This window comes from Devosia alba (genome assembly GCF_039938915.1).
In the GTDB taxonomy this organism is placed as follows: Bacteria; Pseudomonadota; Alphaproteobacteria; order Rhizobiales; family Devosiaceae; genus Devosia; species Devosia alba.
Genome location: NZ_JBDUUI010000003.1, coordinates 214866 through 235232 on the forward strand (window position 1 = coordinate 214866; position 20367 = coordinate 235232).

Annotated in this window: 30 protein-coding genes; all 30 read right to left on the reverse strand. The window is 60.7% G+C overall.

Going from position 1 to position 20367, the window contains the following annotated elements:
• Positions 1 to 2: 2 nt before the first annotated feature.
• Complete coding sequence (locus ABFY71_RS06160; protein ID WP_347945142.1) at positions 3 to 1763, reverse strand: hypothetical protein; 1761 nt, start codon at positions 1761 to 1763, stop codon at positions 3 to 5.
• A 293-nt stretch (positions 1764 to 2056) separates the two neighbouring features.
• Positions 2057 to 2428, reverse strand: coding sequence for a GTA-gp10 family protein (locus ABFY71_RS06165; protein WP_347945143.1), 372 nt, complete (start codon positions 2426 to 2428; stop codon positions 2057 to 2059).
• A gap of 7 nt (positions 2429 to 2435) precedes the next feature.
• Positions 2436 to 3128 carry a phage tail tube protein gene (locus tag ABFY71_RS06170; RefSeq protein ID WP_347945144.1) on the reverse strand — a complete coding sequence of 231 codons (693 nt, stop codon included), beginning with the start codon at positions 3126 to 3128 and terminating at the stop codon, positions 2436 to 2438.
• Between the two features lie 61 nt (positions 3129 to 3189).
• Positions 3190 to 3582 carry a tail completion protein gp17 gene (gene gp17, locus ABFY71_RS06175; protein ID WP_347945146.1) on the reverse strand — a complete coding sequence of 131 codons (393 nt, stop codon included), beginning with the start codon at positions 3580 to 3582 and terminating at the stop codon, positions 3190 to 3192.
• Between the two features lie 89 nt (positions 3583 to 3671).
• Positions 3672 to 4109, reverse strand: coding sequence for an HK97-gp10 family putative phage morphogenesis protein (locus ABFY71_RS06180; protein WP_347945147.1), 438 nt, complete (start codon positions 4107 to 4109; stop codon positions 3672 to 3674).
• Positions 4106 to 4462, reverse strand: a complete 357-nt coding sequence (locus ABFY71_RS06185; protein ID WP_347945148.1) for a phage head closure protein — start codon at positions 4460 to 4462, stop codon at positions 4106 to 4108. Before ABFY71_RS06185 ends, ABFY71_RS06180 begins: the two co-directional genes overlap by 4 nt.
• Positions 4462 to 5082: a head-tail connector protein gene (locus tag ABFY71_RS06190; protein WP_347945149.1), complete on the reverse strand. Its 621-nt coding sequence runs from the start codon at positions 5080 to 5082 to the stop codon at positions 4462 to 4464. The genes ABFY71_RS06185 and ABFY71_RS06190 overlap by 1 nt, the downstream gene beginning before the upstream one ends.
• Before the next feature lie 50 nt (positions 5083 to 5132).
• The gene (locus ABFY71_RS06195) at positions 5133 to 5519 is read right to left on the reverse strand and encodes a hypothetical protein (RefSeq protein WP_347945150.1); all 387 of its coding nucleotides are present in this window, start codon (positions 5517 to 5519) and stop codon (positions 5133 to 5135) included.
• Positions 5520 to 5584: 65 nt separating this feature from the next.
• Positions 5585 to 6874 carry a phage major capsid protein gene (locus tag ABFY71_RS06200; protein ID WP_347945151.1) on the reverse strand — a complete coding sequence of 430 codons (1290 nt, stop codon included), beginning with the start codon at positions 6872 to 6874 and terminating at the stop codon, positions 5585 to 5587.
• 11 nt (positions 6875 to 6885) lie between these two features.
• Positions 6886 to 7737: a head maturation protease, ClpP-related gene (locus ABFY71_RS06205; protein WP_347945152.1), complete on the reverse strand. Its 852-nt coding sequence runs from the start codon at positions 7735 to 7737 to the stop codon at positions 6886 to 6888.
• Positions 7706 to 8980, reverse strand: a complete 1275-nt coding sequence (locus ABFY71_RS06210) for a phage portal protein (RefSeq protein ID WP_347945154.1) — start codon at positions 8978 to 8980, stop codon at positions 7706 to 7708. Before ABFY71_RS06210 ends, ABFY71_RS06205 begins: the two co-directional genes overlap by 32 nt.
• Before the next feature lie 9 nt (positions 8981 to 8989).
• The gene (locus ABFY71_RS06215; protein WP_347945155.1) at positions 8990 to 10765 is read right to left on the reverse strand and encodes a terminase large subunit; all 1776 of its coding nucleotides are present in this window, start codon (positions 10763 to 10765) and stop codon (positions 8990 to 8992) included.
• Positions 10762 to 11328, reverse strand: coding sequence for a hypothetical protein (locus ABFY71_RS06220; RefSeq protein WP_347945156.1), 567 nt, complete (start codon positions 11326 to 11328; stop codon positions 10762 to 10764). The genes ABFY71_RS06215 and ABFY71_RS06220 overlap by 4 nt, the downstream gene beginning before the upstream one ends.
• A gap of 121 nt (positions 11329 to 11449) precedes the next feature.
• Positions 11450 to 11764, reverse strand: a complete 315-nt coding sequence (locus ABFY71_RS06225; protein ID WP_347945157.1) for an HNH endonuclease — start codon at positions 11762 to 11764, stop codon at positions 11450 to 11452.
• Between the two features lie 90 nt (positions 11765 to 11854).
• Complete coding sequence (locus ABFY71_RS06230; protein ID WP_347945158.1) at positions 11855 to 12058, reverse strand: hypothetical protein; 204 nt, start codon at positions 12056 to 12058, stop codon at positions 11855 to 11857.
• Between the two features lie 189 nt (positions 12059 to 12247).
• Entirely contained in the window at positions 12248 to 12511 is a 264-nt protein-coding gene (locus ABFY71_RS06235) for a hypothetical protein (RefSeq protein ID WP_347945159.1), read from the reverse strand.
• A 9-nt stretch (positions 12512 to 12520) separates the two neighbouring features.
• Positions 12521 to 13084, reverse strand: coding sequence for a hypothetical protein (locus tag ABFY71_RS06240; RefSeq protein ID WP_347945160.1), 564 nt, complete (start codon positions 13082 to 13084; stop codon positions 12521 to 12523).
• A gap of 1 nt (position 13085) precedes the next feature.
• Positions 13086 to 13292: a hypothetical protein gene (locus ABFY71_RS06245; protein ID WP_347945161.1), complete on the reverse strand. Its 207-nt coding sequence runs from the start codon at positions 13290 to 13292 to the stop codon at positions 13086 to 13088.
• Positions 13289 to 14164, reverse strand: coding sequence for a helix-turn-helix domain-containing protein (locus tag ABFY71_RS06250; RefSeq protein ID WP_347945162.1), 876 nt, complete (start codon positions 14162 to 14164; stop codon positions 13289 to 13291). Before ABFY71_RS06250 ends, ABFY71_RS06245 begins: the two co-directional genes overlap by 4 nt.
• The gene (locus ABFY71_RS06255; RefSeq protein WP_347945163.1) at positions 14161 to 14517 is read right to left on the reverse strand and encodes a hypothetical protein; all 357 of its coding nucleotides are present in this window, start codon (positions 14515 to 14517) and stop codon (positions 14161 to 14163) included. The genes ABFY71_RS06250 and ABFY71_RS06255 overlap by 4 nt, the downstream gene beginning before the upstream one ends.
• Before the next feature lie 64 nt (positions 14518 to 14581).
• Complete coding sequence (locus ABFY71_RS06260; protein WP_347945164.1) at positions 14582 to 15145, reverse strand: hypothetical protein; 564 nt, start codon at positions 15143 to 15145, stop codon at positions 14582 to 14584.
• A 196-nt stretch (positions 15146 to 15341) separates the two neighbouring features.
• Positions 15342 to 15785 carry a hypothetical protein gene (locus ABFY71_RS06265; RefSeq protein WP_347945165.1) on the reverse strand — a complete coding sequence of 148 codons (444 nt, stop codon included), beginning with the start codon at positions 15783 to 15785 and terminating at the stop codon, positions 15342 to 15344.
• 2 nt (positions 15786 to 15787) lie between these two features.
• Entirely contained in the window at positions 15788 to 16096 is a 309-nt protein-coding gene (locus ABFY71_RS06270) for a hypothetical protein (protein WP_347945166.1), read from the reverse strand.
• Between the two features lie 24 nt (positions 16097 to 16120).
• Positions 16121 to 16846 carry a hypothetical protein gene (locus ABFY71_RS06275; RefSeq protein WP_347945167.1) on the reverse strand — a complete coding sequence of 242 codons (726 nt, stop codon included), beginning with the start codon at positions 16844 to 16846 and terminating at the stop codon, positions 16121 to 16123.
• A 3-nt stretch (positions 16847 to 16849) separates the two neighbouring features.
• Positions 16850 to 17242 carry a hypothetical protein gene (locus ABFY71_RS06280; protein WP_347945169.1) on the reverse strand — a complete coding sequence of 131 codons (393 nt, stop codon included), beginning with the start codon at positions 17240 to 17242 and terminating at the stop codon, positions 16850 to 16852.
• 504 nt (positions 17243 to 17746) lie between these two features.
• Positions 17747 to 17992, reverse strand: a complete 246-nt coding sequence (locus ABFY71_RS06285; RefSeq protein WP_347945170.1) for a hypothetical protein — start codon at positions 17990 to 17992, stop codon at positions 17747 to 17749.
• Positions 17993 to 18131: 139 nt separating this feature from the next.
• On the reverse strand, positions 18132 to 19127 hold the full coding sequence (locus ABFY71_RS06290) for a ParB N-terminal domain-containing protein (RefSeq protein ID WP_347945171.1): 996 nt from the start codon (positions 19125 to 19127) through the stop codon (positions 18132 to 18134).
• Positions 19128 to 19739: a hypothetical protein gene (locus ABFY71_RS06295; RefSeq protein ID WP_347945172.1), complete on the reverse strand. Its 612-nt coding sequence runs from the start codon at positions 19737 to 19739 to the stop codon at positions 19128 to 19130. It abuts the gene before it with no gap.
• 3 nt (positions 19740 to 19742) lie between these two features.
• Complete coding sequence (locus ABFY71_RS06300; RefSeq protein ID WP_347945173.1) at positions 19743 to 20102, reverse strand: LexA family protein; 360 nt, start codon at positions 20100 to 20102, stop codon at positions 19743 to 19745.
• On the reverse strand, positions 20099 to 20332 hold the full coding sequence (locus tag ABFY71_RS06305) for a hypothetical protein (RefSeq protein WP_347945174.1): 234 nt from the start codon (positions 20330 to 20332) through the stop codon (positions 20099 to 20101). The genes ABFY71_RS06300 and ABFY71_RS06305 overlap by 4 nt, the downstream gene beginning before the upstream one ends.
• Positions 20333 to 20367: the final 35 nt, after the last annotated feature.

The following is a 20367-nucleotide window of genomic DNA, read 5'->3' on the forward strand; positions in this document are numbered from 1 at the left end:
CGCTATGTCCTACGGTACGGGTTGCGGTTTACGCTGGCCATGGCGTCAGGGAGCACCCTGCGGACTTCGCGGGCGATCTCGGCAGCGTCCTGGCGCGAACCCCTGATGCTGATCTGAATCGTCGTCCCCATGCCCTGCCCTTTGGAATGGTCAAGCACGGTTTCGTTTGGATGGAGCATGGCAAGAAACCCGCCCTTGCCATCAAGGCCTGGACCGCTGCCGGGGCCCGTATAGCCGCCGCCATCGAATGAAGGCAGTTTGAAGCCACCAAGCCCGCCACCGCCACCGAACAGCCCGCCGATAAGGCTGGTGAAAGCCTGGTTGATAAGCAACTGGCCCAGCGACTTCAGGAGATCGCCGATAGCATCAACGGCAGTCTTGGACCCATCCACGACGCTGCTGAACACGTTCGCCAGCCCGCTCGATAGCGTCGATGCCAACTGGTTGCCGGACATTTCAGCGTCTCGGAAAGCATCCTGAGCCTGCGTCACCGCCCGGTTATAGGTGTCTTGGTCGATCGCACCCTTGGCCAGCAGCGCATTCAACCGTTCCAGCTCCAGCCCATAGGATTCAGCCGGGGTGCGGGTTGCCTCGAATACTGCCTTGCCTTCGCTCATAGCCGCACTGAGCGCCGACGCGCCTGCAGCTGCTGCCTTGGTATTGGCGATGAGCGGATCAAACGCCGCGGCGACTTCCTGCGCAGAGGAAACCACCTCAGCCTTGCTCTCGCCAAACATGCCCTTGTAAAAGTCAGCACCGGGCCCAGCCGTATCGCCAGCCGCCAGTTTATCCCGCAGGATATTCTTGGCCTCATCTGGCGAGTTGAATTTGATGACGTCCTTGCCGCCCGGCTTGCGATCAATCGGATTGCCGAACATGTCGTGATCATTGAGCCACGACATGGAATTCTGCAGGGACGTGAATGCGCTAACGGTCGCATTGATGGCTTCTACTGCCATGCCCATGGCGTTGACAATGGCCAGCCCGATCGTCTCTGCGGACTGCGCAAAAGCCGGGTCGGAAATCTTGGTGCTGAACTGGTCCAGGGCCGGCAGGATGCCTGTCATGATCCGGTTGATCACACCAGCAAACACCGACTGCAGCCGGGTCAGGCTGTCATTGAACGCTTCTGCCGACCGACCGGTATTGGTGGACAACGTGATGCCCAGCCGATCCGCCTCGGTCGCCAGATCAGCCAGCCCACTCTTGCCCATGTTCAGCATGGGGATCAGATCGGCGCCAGACCGACCGAACAGCGCAATAGCCAACGCGGTTTTGGTCGCTCCATCTTCCATGCGGGCAAAGCGCTCGGCCACATCGCCAAGGACGTCATCAGACGCGCGCAGATGCCCCGTCGAGGTCACCGCCGATATACCCAGGGCATCGAATGCCATCTTGGCAGGTCCGGCCATGCCCTGCGCGATCTGTGACATGCTCTGCGTGAGCCTGCCCAGCCCCTTGCTGAGTTGTTCCAGGGTCACATCGGACAGGCTGGCAGCATAGTTCAGCTGGGACAGCGCCTCGGTCGTGACGCCAACCTTCTGAGCCGTCTTGCTCATTTCGTCGGCGTTGTCGATCGCACCCTTGACGGCAAAGGCCAGCGCCGTGCCAGCCGCTGCCGCTGCAACAGCAACAGCGGCAAGGCCAATCTTGGCCGTTTTGGCGAAGTTGCCGAGACCAGATGATGCCTTCTTGAGACCAGACGAGAACTCCGCAGAGTTGAGACCTAGATCGACGCGAAGCGCGCCAACGACCGCTGCCATGACAATTACCTCAAATTCAAGGGTCGGGTGCCGGTCTCACCAGCTACTTAGTAGGGCCGCCTGCGTTTCCCACGATTGCTTGCGGGGCGCCTGCTTGGCCGTCTTGCTGTTGCGCATGCTCTCTAGCGACGGCAACTTTTTGGTTCGTGCCAGCGCCTCGATATGCCAAGCCAGAGACATCTGGTCGTCATACTCTCTCAGGCGCCGTTCCGAAGCCGCTTTGAACCTGGTGTCGAGCTGGCGCGGCGTGAGGATCCAGTAGGACTCGGGGTCGGGAGCGAAAGAGGAAAACGCTAGGTAGAGCGCTTCCCATTCCCAGCCCGGCCCCGCTTTGGAGAAGGGGTTTCCTTACCCTCCGCAGTCGGAAATGCAGCCTGGAGCGCCCGCCCGACATGTTCGATGGTAGACTGCAGTCGGGCTTCGGCCATGATGTCGCCAGCGCCCATGATATCAACCTCGGGATGATGCTCACGCAGCGCGCCCCAAAGTACCGCACGAACGCTGCCGGCCGTCAGACTATCGACGTCATTGAACATGCCGGCGATCTTGATGATGCCGATGCCCAGCAGATCTTCGACTTGGATAATTTGATTGATGGAGAGGCGAAGCCGATAGGTTTTGTCACCTACCGGGAAGTCTACCTCTCCCAAGATTTCATTTGCCACGGCGGTTCTACTCCGCAATCACAGTGGTTGTTTCGGCCGAGGTGGCAGATGCCGAGCCGCCTGTGTTCGTGGCCGTGACCGTCACTGTGATGTTGTCGCCCACATCACCAACCACCGGCACATAGGTCGAGCTGGTCGCGCCGGAAATCGGCGTGCCTTCGCTGTTCCACTGATACGTGAAGGTGGCAAATGGTGCCCACACGCCGGGGTTGACAGTCAGCGTCTCGCCAACCTGCGCAATGCCATGGATTGCCGGCAGGATGCCATTGACCGGTGCCGTGGCTGCGTCGGTGGTGGACGCCCCTGCCCGGCGGAACGTGGCGGTTGCCGTCATGCGGTCATCCAGGGGGATTTCCGTGGCATACCCACGCCGAACGATCGGGAAAGTCTTGCGGACCCCGTTAGGGAGCGTCAGGCGCCCGATGTTGCGCTTCCGGCGCGAGGCGATGATGGCCAGATCGGTTGCGCTGCCGGGGATGTAGTTCATCCCCACAACCATTTCCCCGGGCGTCGTCAGGCCTGGGATATATTCACGGGTAGTGTCTGGGCTCTGCATATGCGTCGCCTCGACATCCTCATCCTCATCCTCGCCGGGATCAACGCTGATGACTTCGCCAAAGGCGACGAAGGTGTCGGGGGTAGCCTGGTCTGCCATCTCGAAGACAGTGCCAAAGCCGATCATTGCCGCGGTATCGGCCATGTCAGTTCTCCAGTTTCATGGTGATAGAAAAGCGCCAGCCCACGGCGCGATGAGGGCTAGATCAGGCCGGAGCCCAATGTATTACGGCGTCCCTGCTGTCGGTAAACCAGCTCGTCGCGCTGTCCTTGTCAAACCGCGTCCGCTGGCCCTGCATGAATGCGCCCTGGAACTTGTAGCCGCCGAACGTCCCGCTGAACCCAGATAGACGGGCCTCCAGAGCCTCAGCAACGGCCCGGGCGCTGGCTGCGGTAGTGCCCCGGCAATCGAACTGCACGCGCATCTGCACATACCCGCTGGCGCCCTGCATGGTGTAATCGGTGACGCCGCTGACCACATACATGACGATGGACGGCTGGGGTGATCCTTGCGGCAGCGTGTCCCATTGGATCCGGTTGCCGATCAGGGCCGCAAGAGGCGCGTGGGCGAGCAACAGGTTGGCGAGCTTGGTTTGCATTCAGGGCCACCTACCTGTTGCGAGTCTGTGCAGTGTATTTGCGGCGCAGAAGCCGATTGTCGCGCCAATAATGCCAGCGGCCAGGAACATCATTTAGCCCTCAATGCCTTGCGCGCGGCCGCCTTGACGGCCTTCTCAATACCGACCCAAAGCCCATCGCCAATGCGGTCTTTGACTTTGTTTTTCGTCTGGTCCCAGGCGGGACGCATGAACGGCTCTGGCGCATTGCCGTCCCCGCCGAACTCACGAAGATGCCCTTGAGGTCGACTGTCGGGTCCGATGAACCGCTCTTGCTCCGCCGCCTTGGTATGTTCGGATTTCTGCGACCGGCTGAGCGTGCCGGAAACGTCGATGGATTCGCGCAGGCCGCCGCTATCAACTGGCGCGAGCGCTCTGGCTGCCTTGGCAGTGATCTCGCCGGCGTTGTCCAGCGCCACGCGCCCGATTGCCCGGCGCTTCGATGGCGTGAACTGGCTGAGCGCTTCGTCCAGTTCACGACCGCCGATGAAGTCGACTTTCAGCTTCATGGCGCTGGATCTACTGGAACAAGGTTGTCATTCGGGCGCGCAGCGGTGATCTCGATTTCTTCCCTGCGCCCCGATCCTTCCTTGGTCCCGCTGATAACGTACTGGACGCCATCGCAGGTCAGTCGATCCGCCGCGGTAATTGTGCTGGTCAGGCTGTCATAGCGCACCCGAAACCGAGTGGAGACAGATGCACCTACCTGGGCAGCCCGAACCTTTTCGCCGTCGCTGACATCCTCTTTCGAGGCCCAGCGTTTGCCGAGTTCAGTCCAGCCCTGTATCGGCTCATTGTCTGAATTATAGCTGATGCCGTACCGCTGGAGGGTGATGCGCCGGTCAAGCGCGCCGGCCTGCATCAGAAAAACACTCGGCGATGAGGGCGGATCAGCGCGTCGATCGCCGCCGTGGGGATTGGCCCGGCATCATCGCCCAGCCGATAGGCGTCATACATCAACCGGACATGGATCAGGATCGCGGCCTTGATGGCTGGCGGGATATTGCTCACCGCCGGAATGGCTGGAGTTTCCCCAGCTTCCGGCACTTCCGGCGTCGTGGGATAACCAGCCAGGAAGGTGATCGACACCGGCTTGGTTTGATTGAGGTCACCGGGCCATGAAAATCCAGATTTGAACTTGATATAGGGCCCAAGAGCATCCGACAGGAGCGCGTAGTCATCGCTCGCAACCGTCGAAATCTGCCCTGCTGTGTCGCGCCATGTAACGCTGGTGATCGAAATCACAGGCGCCAGAGGCAGCCGCATGTGGCCAGAAAAGCAGTCAAAGTCCTGCCGCCAGGTCTGCTCAACCAGCGCACGGCCAAGAATGCCAGACCAGCCGTCGAGGTGATCAACTGCAGCGGCGATAAAGCCCTCAATCATGGCGTTGTGTTCGTCATGGTCGACCGACAGCTGCACCTTGGCCTCAGCCAGCGAGACTGGCGTCATGGCGGGAGCAGTGACAAGAACCGGACTATGCATTGCACTCTCCCTGGACAGAGAAGCCGGGCACGAATGCCCGGCTAATGGTTTTAGGCGACAGGCGCGTCGTAGGGATGGCCGCGAACGATCACCGCGCCAGCGGCAATCGACGTGCCCGACTGCTTGGTGATGACAGCGCGAATGTAGCGCTTGGTGCCCTTGTAGCCCTGCTTGTAGACCGAAGCCGCGGCAAGATCGGCCGGCAGCGTGCCGAGAAGGTCAGCGGCGGGAACGTCGACAAAATCGCCGCCAGTGGTTGTGTCGCTGTGCTGGAGCTTCACGTCATAGAGGCCAGCGCCTGCAATCGCGCCGGTGTTGACGATCAAAGTTGCGGAATTGAAGCCCTGGAGATCGACTGCGACACCATCAGCGGATGCAGCGACCACAGCAGGCGCCAGCGCAGCGATGGCGCCGATGCCGGAAATAAGGTCCTTCATGGGACTATCCTTTCAGTGGAAATGGCTGGGGAGAAGCAGGCGGCCAGAGCCGCCCGCTAGATGGATCAGGAAGCGGCGATCTTCAGCAGCTTGATGGCTTCGAAGTTGGTCACACCGCCACCGACGCGCTTCGTGGTGTAGAAGTGCACGAAAGGCTTGTTGGTGTACGGGTCGCGCAGAACGCGAACGCCGAAGCGATCAACAATCAGGTAGCCGCGGCTGAAGTCCCCGAATGCGATCGGGAAGTTGCCAGCGCCAACGGCCTGCATGTTGTCGTCATTGGCGACCGGCTTGCCCAGGATGGTAGCAACACCAGCAGCGGCAGTCGGGGGAGCCCAGAGGAAGTTGCCATCGGCATCCTTGAACTTCCGCACGGTGCCCATCACGGCATCGCTCATCAGCCACGATGCGTTGTTCCGGTAGCCGGATTTCAGCGCATAGTAGAGGTCGATGAGGGCATCGGCCTTGCTGACGGTGGTCGAGATGTCGGCGAAGTCAGCCGCCTTGCCCGAAGCCACATAGCCCAGCTTGCCCCACGCATAGGAGGCGTTTGCCACCGTATCGTAAGACAGAAAGCCGCGCGGCTTGTTCACGCCATTGCCAGTGACGAAAGCGGTGCCTTCCTGCTCGGCAAACTCGACCGACACTTCGTCCGCCAGCCAGGCGGCGATGTCGATACGGGCATCGTCCAGCGCCGTCTGCGTGATTGCAGGGTTGGCGTAGAGTTCGGCCGCATTGATCGAGATTTCGCGCAGCGTCGGGGTGTCCGTCTCGGTGCGGGCCTGCTCTTCGCCAACCCACCCAGCACCAGCGCCGCCCATATTCACCAGCTTCTTGTAGGTACTGGTGCCGATCGAGATCACGCGAGCCAGCGAACGCATGGTGGACACGGTGCCGAGAACGCGATCAATGCCGGCCTCAGTCTCTTCTGGGACCAGATAACCGCCGTCCGGATCGGACTGCGTGGTCATCTTGGCATTGACTTCAAGCTCGCGCATGTCGGCGTCAACGGCCCGGTCGCCCTTGCGGAACCAGGTATTGAACGCAGAGGCGTGAGCAGCCACGGCCGGGTCTGCCATATCACCGCCGGCACCACCGACCTTGAATGCGGCAATCGCGGCGTTCACGCTGTCCAGTTCCTTGGTCAGCTTGCCGAGATCGGCATTGATGCGGTCGACCTTTTCGGTCTGCACCACATCGGCCATTCCGGCCTTGATGTCATCGAGTTCCTTGGTGCGTTCGGCCTTGAACGCTTCGAAGGTCGCCTGAAGCTCAGTCAGAATCTTGGTCGCGTCGCCCGCATCTGCGCGAACGCCGACCAGCCCGCGAGCGCGGGTGTTCAGTGCTTTGGTCATGATTTATCCTTTCAGGACCGCATTGTTGCAATGAGCCGCTGGAGCGCGGCAGGGTCGAGGTCAGCGTCGTGCGTGACCGCCGGGGCAGCGTCGTGCATGGTCCCGGTTGCATCCTTGAGCATCTTGCGCCGCTCGACACGCGGCACGCCCGATTGAGCAAGGATGGCATCCAAACGCCGTTTGGCGTGGATTTCTGGGCGGGCCGATGCCGTTGCATCGTCGCCAATTGTCTTTTCCGATACGGTATCCGCGAAACCCTTCGCCACAGCATCCTTGGCCGAGAACATGGTTTCTGCGTCCATATACTTCTCGATGTCCGCCCGTTTCAGGCCGGTGCGGGACTCGTAAATGTCGATCTGGGCCCCGTCGATCTGCTCGAGCGTTTCCACCGCCGCGGCCAAATCGTTGCGGTTGCCAATCACAACTCCCCAGGCATTGTGGATCATAAGGAACGTGCCAAGACCCATGCGGATTTCGTCGCCGGCCATGGCGATATAGGAAGCCGCCGAGGCCGCTATGCCCATGACTTCGACGGTCACTTTGGCCTTGTGCTGGCGCAGCTCATTGAAGATTGCGAAGCCCTCAAACACATTGCCGCCGGGGGAGTTGATCTTGACCGTTACATCCTTTGCGCCAATCGAGCGCAGCGCTGCGCTCATGCGACGCGCAGTGAAACCGCCGCCGGACCACGGATCTTCGCCAATCATGTCGTAGATCGTGATGGTGTTGATGGCATCATCTACAGCCGCAACGGGGATATCGGCCCATCGCGCCAGCGCGTCAGAAGGGACGTCCCACTGATACGCGCTAGGCTGCTGGAACGCCTGGATCTCAGGCAGTTTGCGGAGGCTCATCGCCATCATCCTTTTCGGGTTTCTCGCCGCCGGCAGTGTTCGGCGGGTCGTAATAAACATCGCCGCCGTCGCGAGGGTTTTGATCCTCAAGCGCGCGGATTTCGTTCGGGCTCGACACGCCCCACTGGAGCGCCTTCACGTGCGCTTCCCACCGGGCCTTGATATCGCCGCGCACCAGAGCAGCGCGATTGAACCGGGCATAAACATCAACATCGTCACCGATCAGGTCACGGTTGATCGTTTCTTCCCAGATCGTAAGGTCATCCTCAGCAGAGAACGTCACAAAGCCCTGCGTCTGGGACTCAATGCCAGTTCCCCAGCTCGTGTTTTTCTCAGTGTCGCCAATCATGTGTGGCGGCACGCCGAGGAACATCGCAATATCGGTGCGGCTAAATTTGCGGCTTTCAATCCACTGCGCGTCCTGTGCAGTCATTGCCAGCGGTGCTGCGTCCATCCCTTCTTCGAGGATTAGAGCCTTGCCCTCTTTTTCTCCTCCAGCGCGGAAACTATCGAGGCTGGCGCGAAGGTTTTCCGTGCCTTCCGGCCCAAGTTTGCCGGGATGCTTCAGAACCGTGCTGACGCGCGCGCCGTTACGGAATGTCGAGGCGCCGTGATCCTCCATCGTCAGAGATAGGCCGATGGTCTCGCGGGCATAGGTGATGGCGGAGACGCCGTGCACGCCGTCCAGGGTCAGGCCGACAAGGTGGAAAACCTCATTCTGGGCCAGCTTGATTTTGCGGCCATCCTTGCGGGTATAGGTGTATTCGAGCGTCAGATCGTTGTTCTGCTTGCACTCGACGCGATCGGGGTGGAGTGGGATCAGTGACTGCACCTCACCCCGCGACCGCGCGATCAGGGCGTAGGCGTTGCCGCGCAGGATCAAGTGAGCCTGCATCATGCGCTTGAATTGTGCTGGCGTTTGCCACCCGTTCGGCCTACGGCGCATGAGTTTCCAGGATGGATGGTCGACCGCATCCTCGCGTGTGCGATCATCCACCCGGCGCTTAATATGGATTGGCATATTGGCGACGACGCCGCAGCGAACCCTTACCGCCGCATATACAGCCGCCACCCGCATTGACTTGTCGGGCGTCACAGACGCGCCGGAAGCGGTCAAAGTGCCGGTACGAAGCGCCTCTTCCAACTGCTGCGACGTGTTGATAACGACGCCGCCACCCGAATCCTGGAAAGACGCACGCGGCGATGCCGCCGGAGACGATGAGCCTCCGAGCCAGCGGTCCCAAAATGCCATTGCGTTCTCCTAAAGGACCAGCGCGCCGCGTGAGGCGTAAACAGATGGGCCGCCGGCTGCCGCCGGATTGCGAGCCATCAGCGTCACCGAGTTGAACAACGCCATTGCAGGATCGATCTTGGCGTCACCGGCCGTCTGTTTCGTTGCCCGGATCCCGGTTGCTGTCGGCTCAATCTTCAGGTTCGGCACGCACCAGTTCATCAGCGGGCCGCCGGCGTGCTTGAGCAGGCCGGACGCCAGACGCCGTTCCGCGCCCTTGATGGAGCTCATCATCCAACCACCCTGCGGCGCAGCGGCCAGCAACCCAGCTTCCTGCGTCACCCCGATTTCATCGAGAGCATCTTCCATTTCGCCCAGGCCGGAGGCATCAACTGCCACCCCGCCAAGCAAGCCCATGCTTTTGATGCGGCTGATATGCTCGATGATCGTGGCAACGTCGCCCAGAGGGTCATCCAGAATGGTCAGTTCGCCTGCTGTCTGGATGCGTTGTAGCGTCGTGACGATCTTCGGTCGGCGTTTCAGTACGCCCTTGTGGCACCAGGCATGCGACCAGGACAGCCAGCGTTTCATTTTCCGCGTGACCTTCACGCCGTCGATCTCGATATGGACTTCGATCTCCCCCGGCTCGCGACCGAGGACGTTGAGGCCGAACAAGTCATCGAGGCCACCGCCGTCGATGCCCACCACGGCAACTTCGCTGCGCTCGAGCAATCGGTCCAGCGCCTCATAATGCGAGAGCGCGGCAAGTTCCGGATCTTCCGCCGCCGTCCAGTGATCAGCGCCAGCCCAGCGGTTTGACCGCAGGTTCATGCTGATTTCGACATTGAGGTGCTTTGCCAGGAACGTCGCGAGCGTCGTCTTGTCGCCCGAAAGCTCCTTAATCATCTCCTCTTCCAGCCATTCCTGGCTGACCGACCGCCCCAAATTCGGGTTGGTCACATAGAAGTTCGCCGGATCTTCGTAGGCTTTTGCCTCGACCATCTTCTCCGGAAACTCATAGAGCACCGGCAGAAACTTGCGATTGACGATCTGGCCGTCCCGCACCTGACGGGCATAGTCCAGTTTCGCCTTGAACACGCCGGCCGGCGGATCGTCGCTCTGCGTCGAGAGCGAAATCACAAACCCCTCTGGCCGCGATACCAAGCCGCCAGTCGCTTCGCGCAACATTGCGTCCGCGCCAGCCCGCTTGCCGAACACCCAAAGCTCATCGATCAGGATGCGGCCCGACTTCTTGCCCGACACTGTGTCGGTATCGGCCGCCACGACCTTTAGGACAGCATCGTTGCCCAGATGCTTGATGGTCCGGATATGATCCTGGACCGTGAGAAACCCGCCCTCGCCCGCATTGGCGTCAAGCTCCGGATCGGCCCGCACCATGGCGGCCGCCGGCTTGTAGCTGTTCTGCGCGACCTCAATCGTCGGCGCCAGGATCAGCAATTCTTCGTTGTGGCGCCAGTTAACGATCAGCGCCGTCAGCATGATCGCCGCAGCAATGGTCGACTTGGTGTTCTTCTTGCTGATCAGCAGGAAGAACTCGGTCACCAGTTGCTTGCCGGTCTCCGCGTCATAGGCGCCGAAGATGGCCGCAACGAAATCGAATACCCACTGGTCGCTGACCTCGCCGAAAGTCGGCTGGCCTGGCAGGTCTACCACTTTCAGCGCCTTGAAAACGCCCAGGGCATACTCAGCTTCAGCCGGAAACAGCGGACGAAATGGGATCAGAGACCGCTGCGCGACGATCCGCTTCTCCCAGTCTGGGCAAGCGGTCGTCCATTCTGGCGTCATTTACCAACCACCGACAACTGAGGCGGCCCCGGACGCGGCGCAAACTTGCCGCCCGGCCCCGTCGCGGCATCGGCTGCGCTTTTCTGCGCTGCTTTTTTGCCCTTGGGTTGCTCAGCGACCGTCTCGCCCATTGTCTTGAGCGCCAGGGCAATCGTCTGGAGCGTCTTGGCGCGCACCGGCAAGCTCACCGCCTGCTTCAGCGCGACCAACCGCTCCGGGTCCGTTTCGTTCATGTGGATGATGACTTCCATCTCACCCTTGTGCAGCGTCTCGGCGCCCAGCTCATCAAGCATGCGCTCGGCAAGATTGCGGCCCCGGCCGAGCACTTCCTCGACCTTGGAAACTTCACCGATCACCGTCGGAATCGCGGGCTGGTTCGCAGCGGCCCTTTGCTGCGAACTAACAGCATGGTTCGCGCGCACCCATTCCCGCTTCTTGGCTTCCTTGCGAATCGCCGTGTCTGAAATCTGAAACCACTCGGCAATCGCCCGGATGCTCTGCTTTCCGGCCCGATATTCGGCCTCGATAGCAGGCCAGTCAGTGGCTGTTTTTTTGGCGTTCATCGTGAGGTTCGCGCCTTGGTTCGCACCCCTGATTTCCACCAGAGGAAAAAATCTCTGAGTGAGGGCGACGTGGGTGCAGGAAAAGAGGGGTTTCCAGAGTTTCGGACGCCCCCCGGGGGGGTCATGACCAGCCCTGCTCCTGCGACCGCTTCTCACCGTCGTGATAGGCCTTGCTCACTGCCTGCAGGTTGCCGATGTCCCAGAACAACTGTTCATCGCCTCGATGTGGGATCACATGATCAACCACTGGGCTGTTCGGTGCCGGGTGCTTGCCGATGAGCAGCACGCCTGTTTGCTGGCAGGTGTAGAGATCACGGGACAGCACATGCAGCCGCAGCGCCTGCCACCTTGCCGAGTGATACCAACCACGCACTGTGGCATCTGGACTGTATCGGGTATCGCGCACTGCTCGAGCCGTCTGCAGCTTGGGCGCCATCTTGGCCAGCCTGGGCTTCAATACCCTGAGCGGCGCGCGTCTGTCTGCCAATACCCTATGCCTTCTGCTTGGGGTTGGAGAGGATGGGCATTACATCGCCATGCTTTTGCACAGCTCCAGCGCCTGGGCCTCGGTAAAGCCCTCTGCGACATGGGCCAGATACGATGCACGGCGAATGCGGGCGATAGTCTTTGCGTTTTCCATCAACTCAGGGGCCATGCGGCGCAGCATATCGCTGGCGGCTTTCATGTCGTCCTTGGGCTGCATGGGCACAACGCGGGGGCCGTCGGTCATCATGCTCTCCGATGTGAATGATGCCGACGCGAGGGATCGAACCCCGGACATCCTGATTACAAGTCAGGCGCTCTACCATCTGAGCTACGAGGGCAAACGAAAAACCCGCCTCGGCTTTCGCTGGGCGGGTCTGGTCAGACTATAGTCTGAAAATGGAATAATGACTTATTGCCGTGTTCGCAGATTTCGTCAAGTAGCATTCGGATGATCGGCGCCATCTACCCGTTCGCCGGTCTTACTGTTGACCCAAGCGACAGGGTCATCGCTTGAGTGATGATAGACTGGAGACCAATCCTCATCGAACATTGTGAGGTCATAGATCACTTCATCTCCGGTGATCATCGATATTTCCTTGAGTCTGGCTAATTCCACAGACCAATGACTCTCAGCCATTTCGAACAACTCCGACCAATCCCCGGTAATGGTCCCGCTGCCGCTGATGCTGATATCCATCCCTGACTCCTAAGCCGCCATGGTCAATCGCTTGGTTTTCCCCAGCAACCCGAAGTGATGCGCCAGGGCATTGAGGGCCAGCCTGCAGTCACCCACCATATGCCAGTGCTGTTCATCCCGACAAACGATATAGTCGAGCGCGGCATAGAGGTTGGCGCCTCGATTGGTCAACACCTCCTGTTCATCCCTGATCGCCATCATGGCGGCATTATACCTGGCCTTGGCGTTCTGACACCAACGAGCATAATCCTCAGTGTTATCACCGGAACCGACGCCGCCGGACTGCTTGAGGGCGTCGGGAGCGCCGATGGCCCGTTTATACTTGTCATAGACCTCAAGGAAGCTGATTGCCGCGTCGTACTGGGCATTGCTGATCAAGGCCTTCTTGTCGGTCAGATTGAGCCTGCCAATGAATGTGGCCGCCTTCTGGTCGCGAGCATCCTTTTCGGAGAGCCCGAACATCTTCATGCGCCGCAGAATGGCCTCCATATTGGCCGGGACGGCGCCTGCCCGCGTTGCGCGACCCGATGCTGTACGCTTGACGCCGATCTTCCTTGGTCTGCCCTTTGCCATTCTATGCCCCTTTAGTGGTGTTGGATTGTTCGATATCGGCCGCATATGCAGCCCATGCGTTGAGTGTCAGCAGAGCGGCTTCTGCCCGGTCGAGCCGCACGGCAGCCGGCGGACCTTCCTTGGGCTCGACGCCATTGTCGACAAAGCCCTGCAGCCCGTTGCGATAGCGTTCGATCTCGGCGATCTGGTCGGCAATCGAGACTTTCATGCTGACGCCCTCGCCTGCTCGATTTCCTCGATGCGGAATGTCGCCTTGCCGCTGTTGCCAACCATGATGGCCTTGCCGCGCATGTTCTGGACGGCGATGAAGTCGGGATGATCCGATGCCAGAACGACCAGGCCATTTGTTGCCGGCGGTACCGGGTCGGTTTTGAGAGGCACGGTCAGTGCCGCAATCCAAGCACCCGACCTGATCCACTTCCCCAGCCCGGTGCGAAATTCCAGCTGGCTTTCTGGGGTGGCGTTGCGCTGCTCGCTGTCCTCGATGTGCCACTGGCGATATCGCTTTGCCGCGATCAGCAGTCGGGACTGCCCAGCGTGATCCAGCTCATCGAAAGCCGACTGGGCGTCTCGCCGGTTGGTGAGCTTGCGACGGGGAAACACTTCCCAGACATCATCGAGCGAAACGCTCGCTTGCCCGTTACCGGTTAGATTACTGGTTATCTTACTGGTTAGTGTCTCAGAGCTGTGAGACACGGAATCTGCTGATTTTGAGACACGGCTTTTGCCGATTTTGAGACACGGAACGGCATTTTCTTCCGTGTCCAATCCTGAGACACGGGCATCAACATGTAGTGGCTCAAAGTCCTTTTCGAACGCAAGACGATATCGGGTAGGAAGCTGTCGGCGGGTCTCAGGATCGATCTGCTGATCGCGCCGGATGATCCCTGCATGCTCGAGTTCGGTTAGGATGCGATTGACTGATGCGCGGCTGACCTCTGCCTCGCCCGCCAGATAGTCTTGGGTCGGAAAGCAGCCCTGCACCGGGTTGTGGCAGTCGGCCAGGTGCCACAGCACGATCTTGGCGATCGGCCGTAAGCCCTTCTGCTTGACTGCCCAGTTGGTGGCTTCGTGGCTCATAGACCCGCTGCCTCCAGCGTCTTGCGAGCGCCAGAACGAGCCTTGGCGATGATTGCCATGCGACGCCGCGGCTCTTCCATGTCCCACATCGGGCTGTGATGGTCTGGCTCTCGCTCAACCTCCTGCTTTGGCTGGTATGGATTCGGCGCAATGTCCCTGCCTGACACCCTGCGGTAATTGCAGATGACCCGGTAAACCGAGTTGAGGGGGATGCCAGCGCGCTTTGCGATCAGCTTTGGGTGATTTGCGGCCTCATACAGCGCGATAACGGCTTCGTTCTGGCTTGGGTAGCCCATGCATGCCTTTGGCCGTGCGAAGCGCGACCGTGGCGTGGTTGATGGCGCTGCATTCATGCTGCGGCCCTCCTGTCGGTGCGGCGAGTGTCGAGTTCGGTGAATGCCCATTGTTCGCGGGTGATCATTTCGCGCCCCACAGCATCGTTGGCGGCGTCAACCGGCCCGCTGGCCCCCAGACGTACCAGGCGTGATCTTCCGTGCCGGTTTCGCCATTGCCTGCCCACGAAATGCGGTCCAGCAAGGCGATCTTGGCCATGAAACGAGGATTGTTCTGGAACAAGTGTCGGCGGGTCTTGCCGAAGTCGAACTTGGCGGTCAGCAGCAGCGCGACCATGCCGGTGCAACGGTCCAGCGCCAGCTCGGCGAAGCGCACCGCGTCACGGTTCCCCTTGCCATATGGCGGGTTGGTGATGATCGCCGAGCGATTGGACATCACGCCCAGCAGCCCGCCGTTAAGGAAGTCGTAAATCGTATCGTGAGGCCGATCGTATGTGACGATGTCCGACGTCACTACGGCGGCGCCACGTTCGCGCAGCACATCAGCCATAAGGTGGTTTCCGGCTGCAGGCTCCCAGACGCTGATCCCCGACACCGGGAAATGCCGCAACAGCACTTCCGTCGCCCATGTCTCGGTCTGGTACAGGTCATTGGCCGCGCGGGCGTAGTTTGAGGCGACGACGGTCATACCCGCCCCGCAATCTCATCAAGCGCCTGCTGGGCCTGCCGTGAAGTACCAGCCGCTACGGCCCGGTTCTGCCGCTCTACTTCTGCCATGAGCTTTGCTGTTGTCTCTGCCCGGCGTGTTCTTGCCCGGATGCGTTCACCGCTGGCGCCTGGAGGTAATGGCTTAGGATTGGTGATGCTTTGGATGGCTCTGATGTTCATGGCTGGGCCTCGATCGATGAATAGATCGATGGCAGGCCGTGCACCTGATCGCCCTCCACATAGAGCCGGATCAGCATCGCCATCGCCTGCCGGATTTCCTCGGCAACATGCTCTGGGGTGTCGCGGCCCTCGGCGCAGTGGATCGCTGCTTTGACGACTTCGCCCGCTTCCTCTGCCACCTTGGAAATCACATAGTTTGGCTGGGGGAATTTACGCATGGCCTTGTCCGCCTCGGCCATTGCAGCGACAAAGAGCTCCATAACCGCTTCATCACCAGCGCTGCAGGTGTCAGCCTCTTCAGCACGAAGGCGCGCCGCGATGGTCCGGCAGCGCTCTGCATTGGCGACATTTGCCCAAAACGCCATATCCTCGCCATCTGTGGGGTGCTTCTCGAAATAGCTGGCAGCTTTATCAAGCCAATCGGCATCTGTGTTTGCCATCCTCAATCCCCCGGCTGGGCCAGGCTATTAAGCCCAGCCTCATAGAGCCGCATTGTCGCTTCGATATCGGCGATGTGCATGCTCAAGCCCTGCTCCACGGCCTCTGCCTGCCGCCGCACGAGGTCACGACGAGACAGCAGATCGAACCGCTCGCTCTCCAGTTCCTTGACGGCCAGGTCTACCCGGTCACGATGGGCTGCCAGGCGCTGCACCATGGGCGCGGTCTGCTTGGCAGCTTCCTGCATCACAGCTTCCATCTGCTCGATTTCAGGCTGCACGATCTTGAGGTCTGTCTTGGCTTTAGTGGTCATGGTGTTTTCTCCCTTGGTGGTGGATTAGGCGGCGCTAGACAGGCTATGGCCTGCGTTCGGTGTGCTGGATGAAAGGCTTTGGCCTGCTGGCCCTGCCCATTGATCGGCCATCGCCCGCGCCATGCCGTCGAAAAACCGAGAGCGCTCATGGCCGCGATTGGCGCCGGGAGGCATGCGCCAGACCCGGTTCCATGCCTTCCATTCGTCTGAGCCCTTGAGCGGCTCTGGCAGCGGATTTGTTGCGACCAGTTCCGGCAGGCCTCGCAGGTAAAGGCCGGTCGCCTTGTATTCGGGATGGCCGAACCAGTGCGGCTGCACGACATGGGGCTTTGGCACCCCTGCCGGCATGCGGCGGCGGGCGATGTCGTGCATCTCGGGGTTCTCGATGGCCACCCGCTCGATGGGTGCGTTCCAGCAGGAAATGAACAGATCCAGACCGTCGGCAAATTCGGCCTTCATGCTGTCCCATGTACGACCCCTCGGCAGCGACTTGGGCGGTGTCATGTCGCCGGCGCCGGACAGCCAGCGCCGGCCAGAGCGGCAAAGCCGGGTGCATGGCGGGTGCGCCACCATGAGCAAGTCCCAGCCGTCACCGAGAATGTCGCGGACATCGCCGACGATGTGATGGTTTGACCGATCCTCGGCCGGCAGCAGATCGCACGACCAAGCGTCATGGCCCAGCGCGGCAAAGGCTCGGCGCACTGTGCCGGAGAATTCGCAGGCTATGAGAACACGGAGAGGGTCATTCATTCGTCAGGCCCGGTCGGTTTGTGGTTGGGTTCGTTCGGCAGTCGCTCGTGCTTTCGAGCCCTTCGCCGTTCCCAGTAGAGCCTCAGCCTCATCGACCAGAGCGCGGCTAGACGCCGAAGTAGCGATGGCTTTGGTGATGGCGATTTCGTGGGCAAGGCGGGACTCCTGGCTTTGGATTTCGGCCGCAACAGCCATTTCGAGGCGCTTGTAGAGATCGGCCCATATGCGCTTGGGCTTGCGATAGCGGAGCGACCAGAGCACCTGCTCGGGCAGCTTGTGTTTGCGGGCCGCCCGCTGTCGTGCAGCGTCGATCGTGTCGCCGGGGCCGCGATGTTCGCGCCTCACCAGCAAGTCGGCCCAGGTTGCGGCCTCATCCACTACGGAAAGGTCAGTCATTGGCTTTTGCTCCGGGAGCAAAGACGATTTGCGCATGCGTCAATCCGATCTCGTTAGGGTCAATCCAACGAGACGAGAGCGACGACGAAAGGCGACGGATATGAACAAGCGCAGCAGCGACGGCAGTTATGAGCGGCTGATGCGCCAGGCGATTGCGACCGGACGGGCGGGAACCCACACCGGACGCGGAAACACAGCGAGCAGCGGCAACGCGCTCAGCTTTATGGAATGGGCGAATGCAATGTTGGACCGGGAGGGTTCCGACCCTATGCACTCGCCCGCGGTCGGGGGAGGATTCCGACCGATGAGAATTGATGGCGCCGGAGGCACGAGGCCCCCGGCTGTTGGTGAGCGGGTCAAAACGCTCGATCCCAGCCCGAACCCGAAGGCGCGGCCAGTCCTGCACCTTGTCATCGACAACGGCAGGCAAAGAGGCGCGCAACGCAGTACCAGCGCGGCCCCATGTCTGAAGTTGATTGATGGCGGGAAGTGCTGAGGCGAACATCATGCGTCCACCCCGGCAGGAACCTGGGCAATGATCTGCCGGAAAAGGGCAATATCCTGCTCTTGCGAACTATGCGTCACCGGCCGAAACCGACCAATCCAGAACCCCAGGCGACAGCGAGCATCTACCTCCGCCAAATGCAGGCCAAGAAGCACACCCCGCCGATCAACCGACACGATCGTGTATTCAGCATTCTTTTCCAGAGGCACGGGAAGGCCGTCGACGAGCCCGACCGACACGTCCACGCAAACGCACTTCACCCCAGGCCGGGCCCACGCGCTCATAGCGTCACCGTCATGGCAACAACCACCGCAGCGCACCCAAGGGCACACCATGCAAGAGCGCGGATCAGGGAAGTGGAGGAGGATGGGGAGAGACGGGCTTTCATGCCAACGCCATCCCCAGCTCGAATGCTGCGTAGATGTCGGCCTTCCGCTTGGGTTCTGCCTTGGCGAGACGCTGGGCAATGCGGAACGACTGCTCGGAGGTCATCATCCGGCCGCCCGTGTTCCACTTGATGCAGTCCATCAGGCTGTCAGTGCCGGCGTACTGCTCGACGGGGTATTCGATGCCGAGCTCGCGGGCCTTGAGATAGCGGGCCCAGCCATCGAGGATGACATTGCCGATCTTGACGATGGGCGCCGAGGCGGCGTTTGCCATGTCATCCTCGATGACGGCGATGTCCTGCCCGGCTTCACCGAATGCCTGGCTGTATTCGTGACGGATCACGCCCTCTGGTGGGGTGAGTTCCCAGACGGTTTCACCCTTGGGGGCATAGAGGGATTTGGTTGCGGCACTCTCTCCGCCCGTCACGTCCATATCCTCAGACGTTGCAGCTGGTGCCCGGTCGCCAGCAACCCTACTCGCCACATCGGCTCGCTCTGGTGCATCGGCCGCCGCCGATACCTCGGACATCGCATCTCCAGAGTTCGCGTCATCTGCAGCTTTCGCCACGGGATTATCTGCGACCTGACCATCATCATTGGCTGGGGATGCAGCCAGGTCGCTGCCAGCCGAAACGGGCGGCTGGGGTTCGGTTGGAGCAGTTTGCACTTTCTGCAAATTGCTCGGAGCGCCGACGTCATCGTCTTCGCCCTCAAAATAATTTTTCTCGTTCATATTCGCCAAGCCGAGCATGCCGGCATAGGCATTCGAGCTATCGGCCTTCTCGAGGATCTTCTTGACGCGCTTGCCCTCGCCGCTGTCGTCCAGGCTGTCTTGGACATGGGCTTTCATCAGAGCCTTGAGCGCCGACCAGTCGCCGCCATTGGCCGTGACCAGATCGCGGAACGAGGCGATTACCTCGGCGTCTTCAAGCTGGCGCTTGATGATGGGATAGGCTTCGTCCAGCACGTCTTTGAGGAATTTGCTGCTGAGCATCTATGCTGCCCTCTCTTGCTGGGATTGCAGGAAGTCGGGCAGCGATCTGTCGGCGCTAGAGCAATCGAAAAACCACTCGCCAGCGATGTTCGCCCGCTTCATTGTCCGGTGCATGAAGTGCTCGTCTGCCATCGTGCCAACGATCAGATGCCCGGGAGGCACAAACAGCTTGACCTTGCACTTGCTCTCTACATCTTCGATGCGCTCGCGGACGCGGCGCGAAAAACCGACCTTCATGACGTGCGGGTGGGATTCCACGCGGGCGAAATACACATGCCCCACGTGCCACGGCTCCATTGGCCCAACGTAGAAATACGGGCGCTGGGCAAGCCACTGCCGGCCGGAGACCCACTCAACAGCGCCATCCCATCCAAGTTCACTCAGCTTGCGGAGGCGACTTGCGGCGTTGCCCTTGTAGCAACCAATGATGCGGTCGCAGACGGGGAATGTTCTCTCGCTGAGACAGGTGTAAACCTCACCATTGCGCGCTTTGTGCTGATAGGCGGTTCGACCAAGGCAATACAGCCAGCGATCTTTTGCAGGAGTGATGCGCTCGGCAAAGGCAGCCGCCTCGGTGGCGAGGTCTGCGCCGCGATAATAGATAGAGGCCATGACCTACATCCCCGCCGTGATGGTGATGGAGCGCGCTCTGCCGGGCGTGAAGCTGACCCGGCCGCGTTCAACCAGCCGCTGCACCATGTCGTGCACCGGGCCCTTGGACTTGAGGCCAATGCCCTCGGCGATTTCCGAGAAGCTGGGCGAGTGCCCGTGGTCGACGATGTAGCCTTCGATGAACTTGAGGAGATCGCGCTGCGCTGCCGTCAGTCCGCATTGTGCCGGAGCTGCAGCGCGGTACTCACGATCTGCCATGATGACCTGGGCAATCAGCTCGCGATCATCTGTGATGGCGCTGAACTGATCCATAAGGATCTCGGCGCGTTCGAATATGTCTGCTGGGATTGGCCGGGCGCTCATGCTGCTGCCTCGCCTTCGACCGGCAGGAAGTCGCGGGCTGTAAGCGGAATGTCCATTGCTTGGGCAGCCGCCAGCAGCTTATTGACGCGCTTGATCGGGATTAGTCCGCCCGTACCGCCCTTGCTTAGTGGCTGTTTCCACTTGGCAACCCGAGCGGGATGCGCGCCCAGGATTTGCGCTACCTTGGCGTTGCCGCCGAACTTTGCGATGATGCTAGATGCTGGTTCCATAGTTGCCCGTTGTAGCGATAGCCGCTACACCCGTC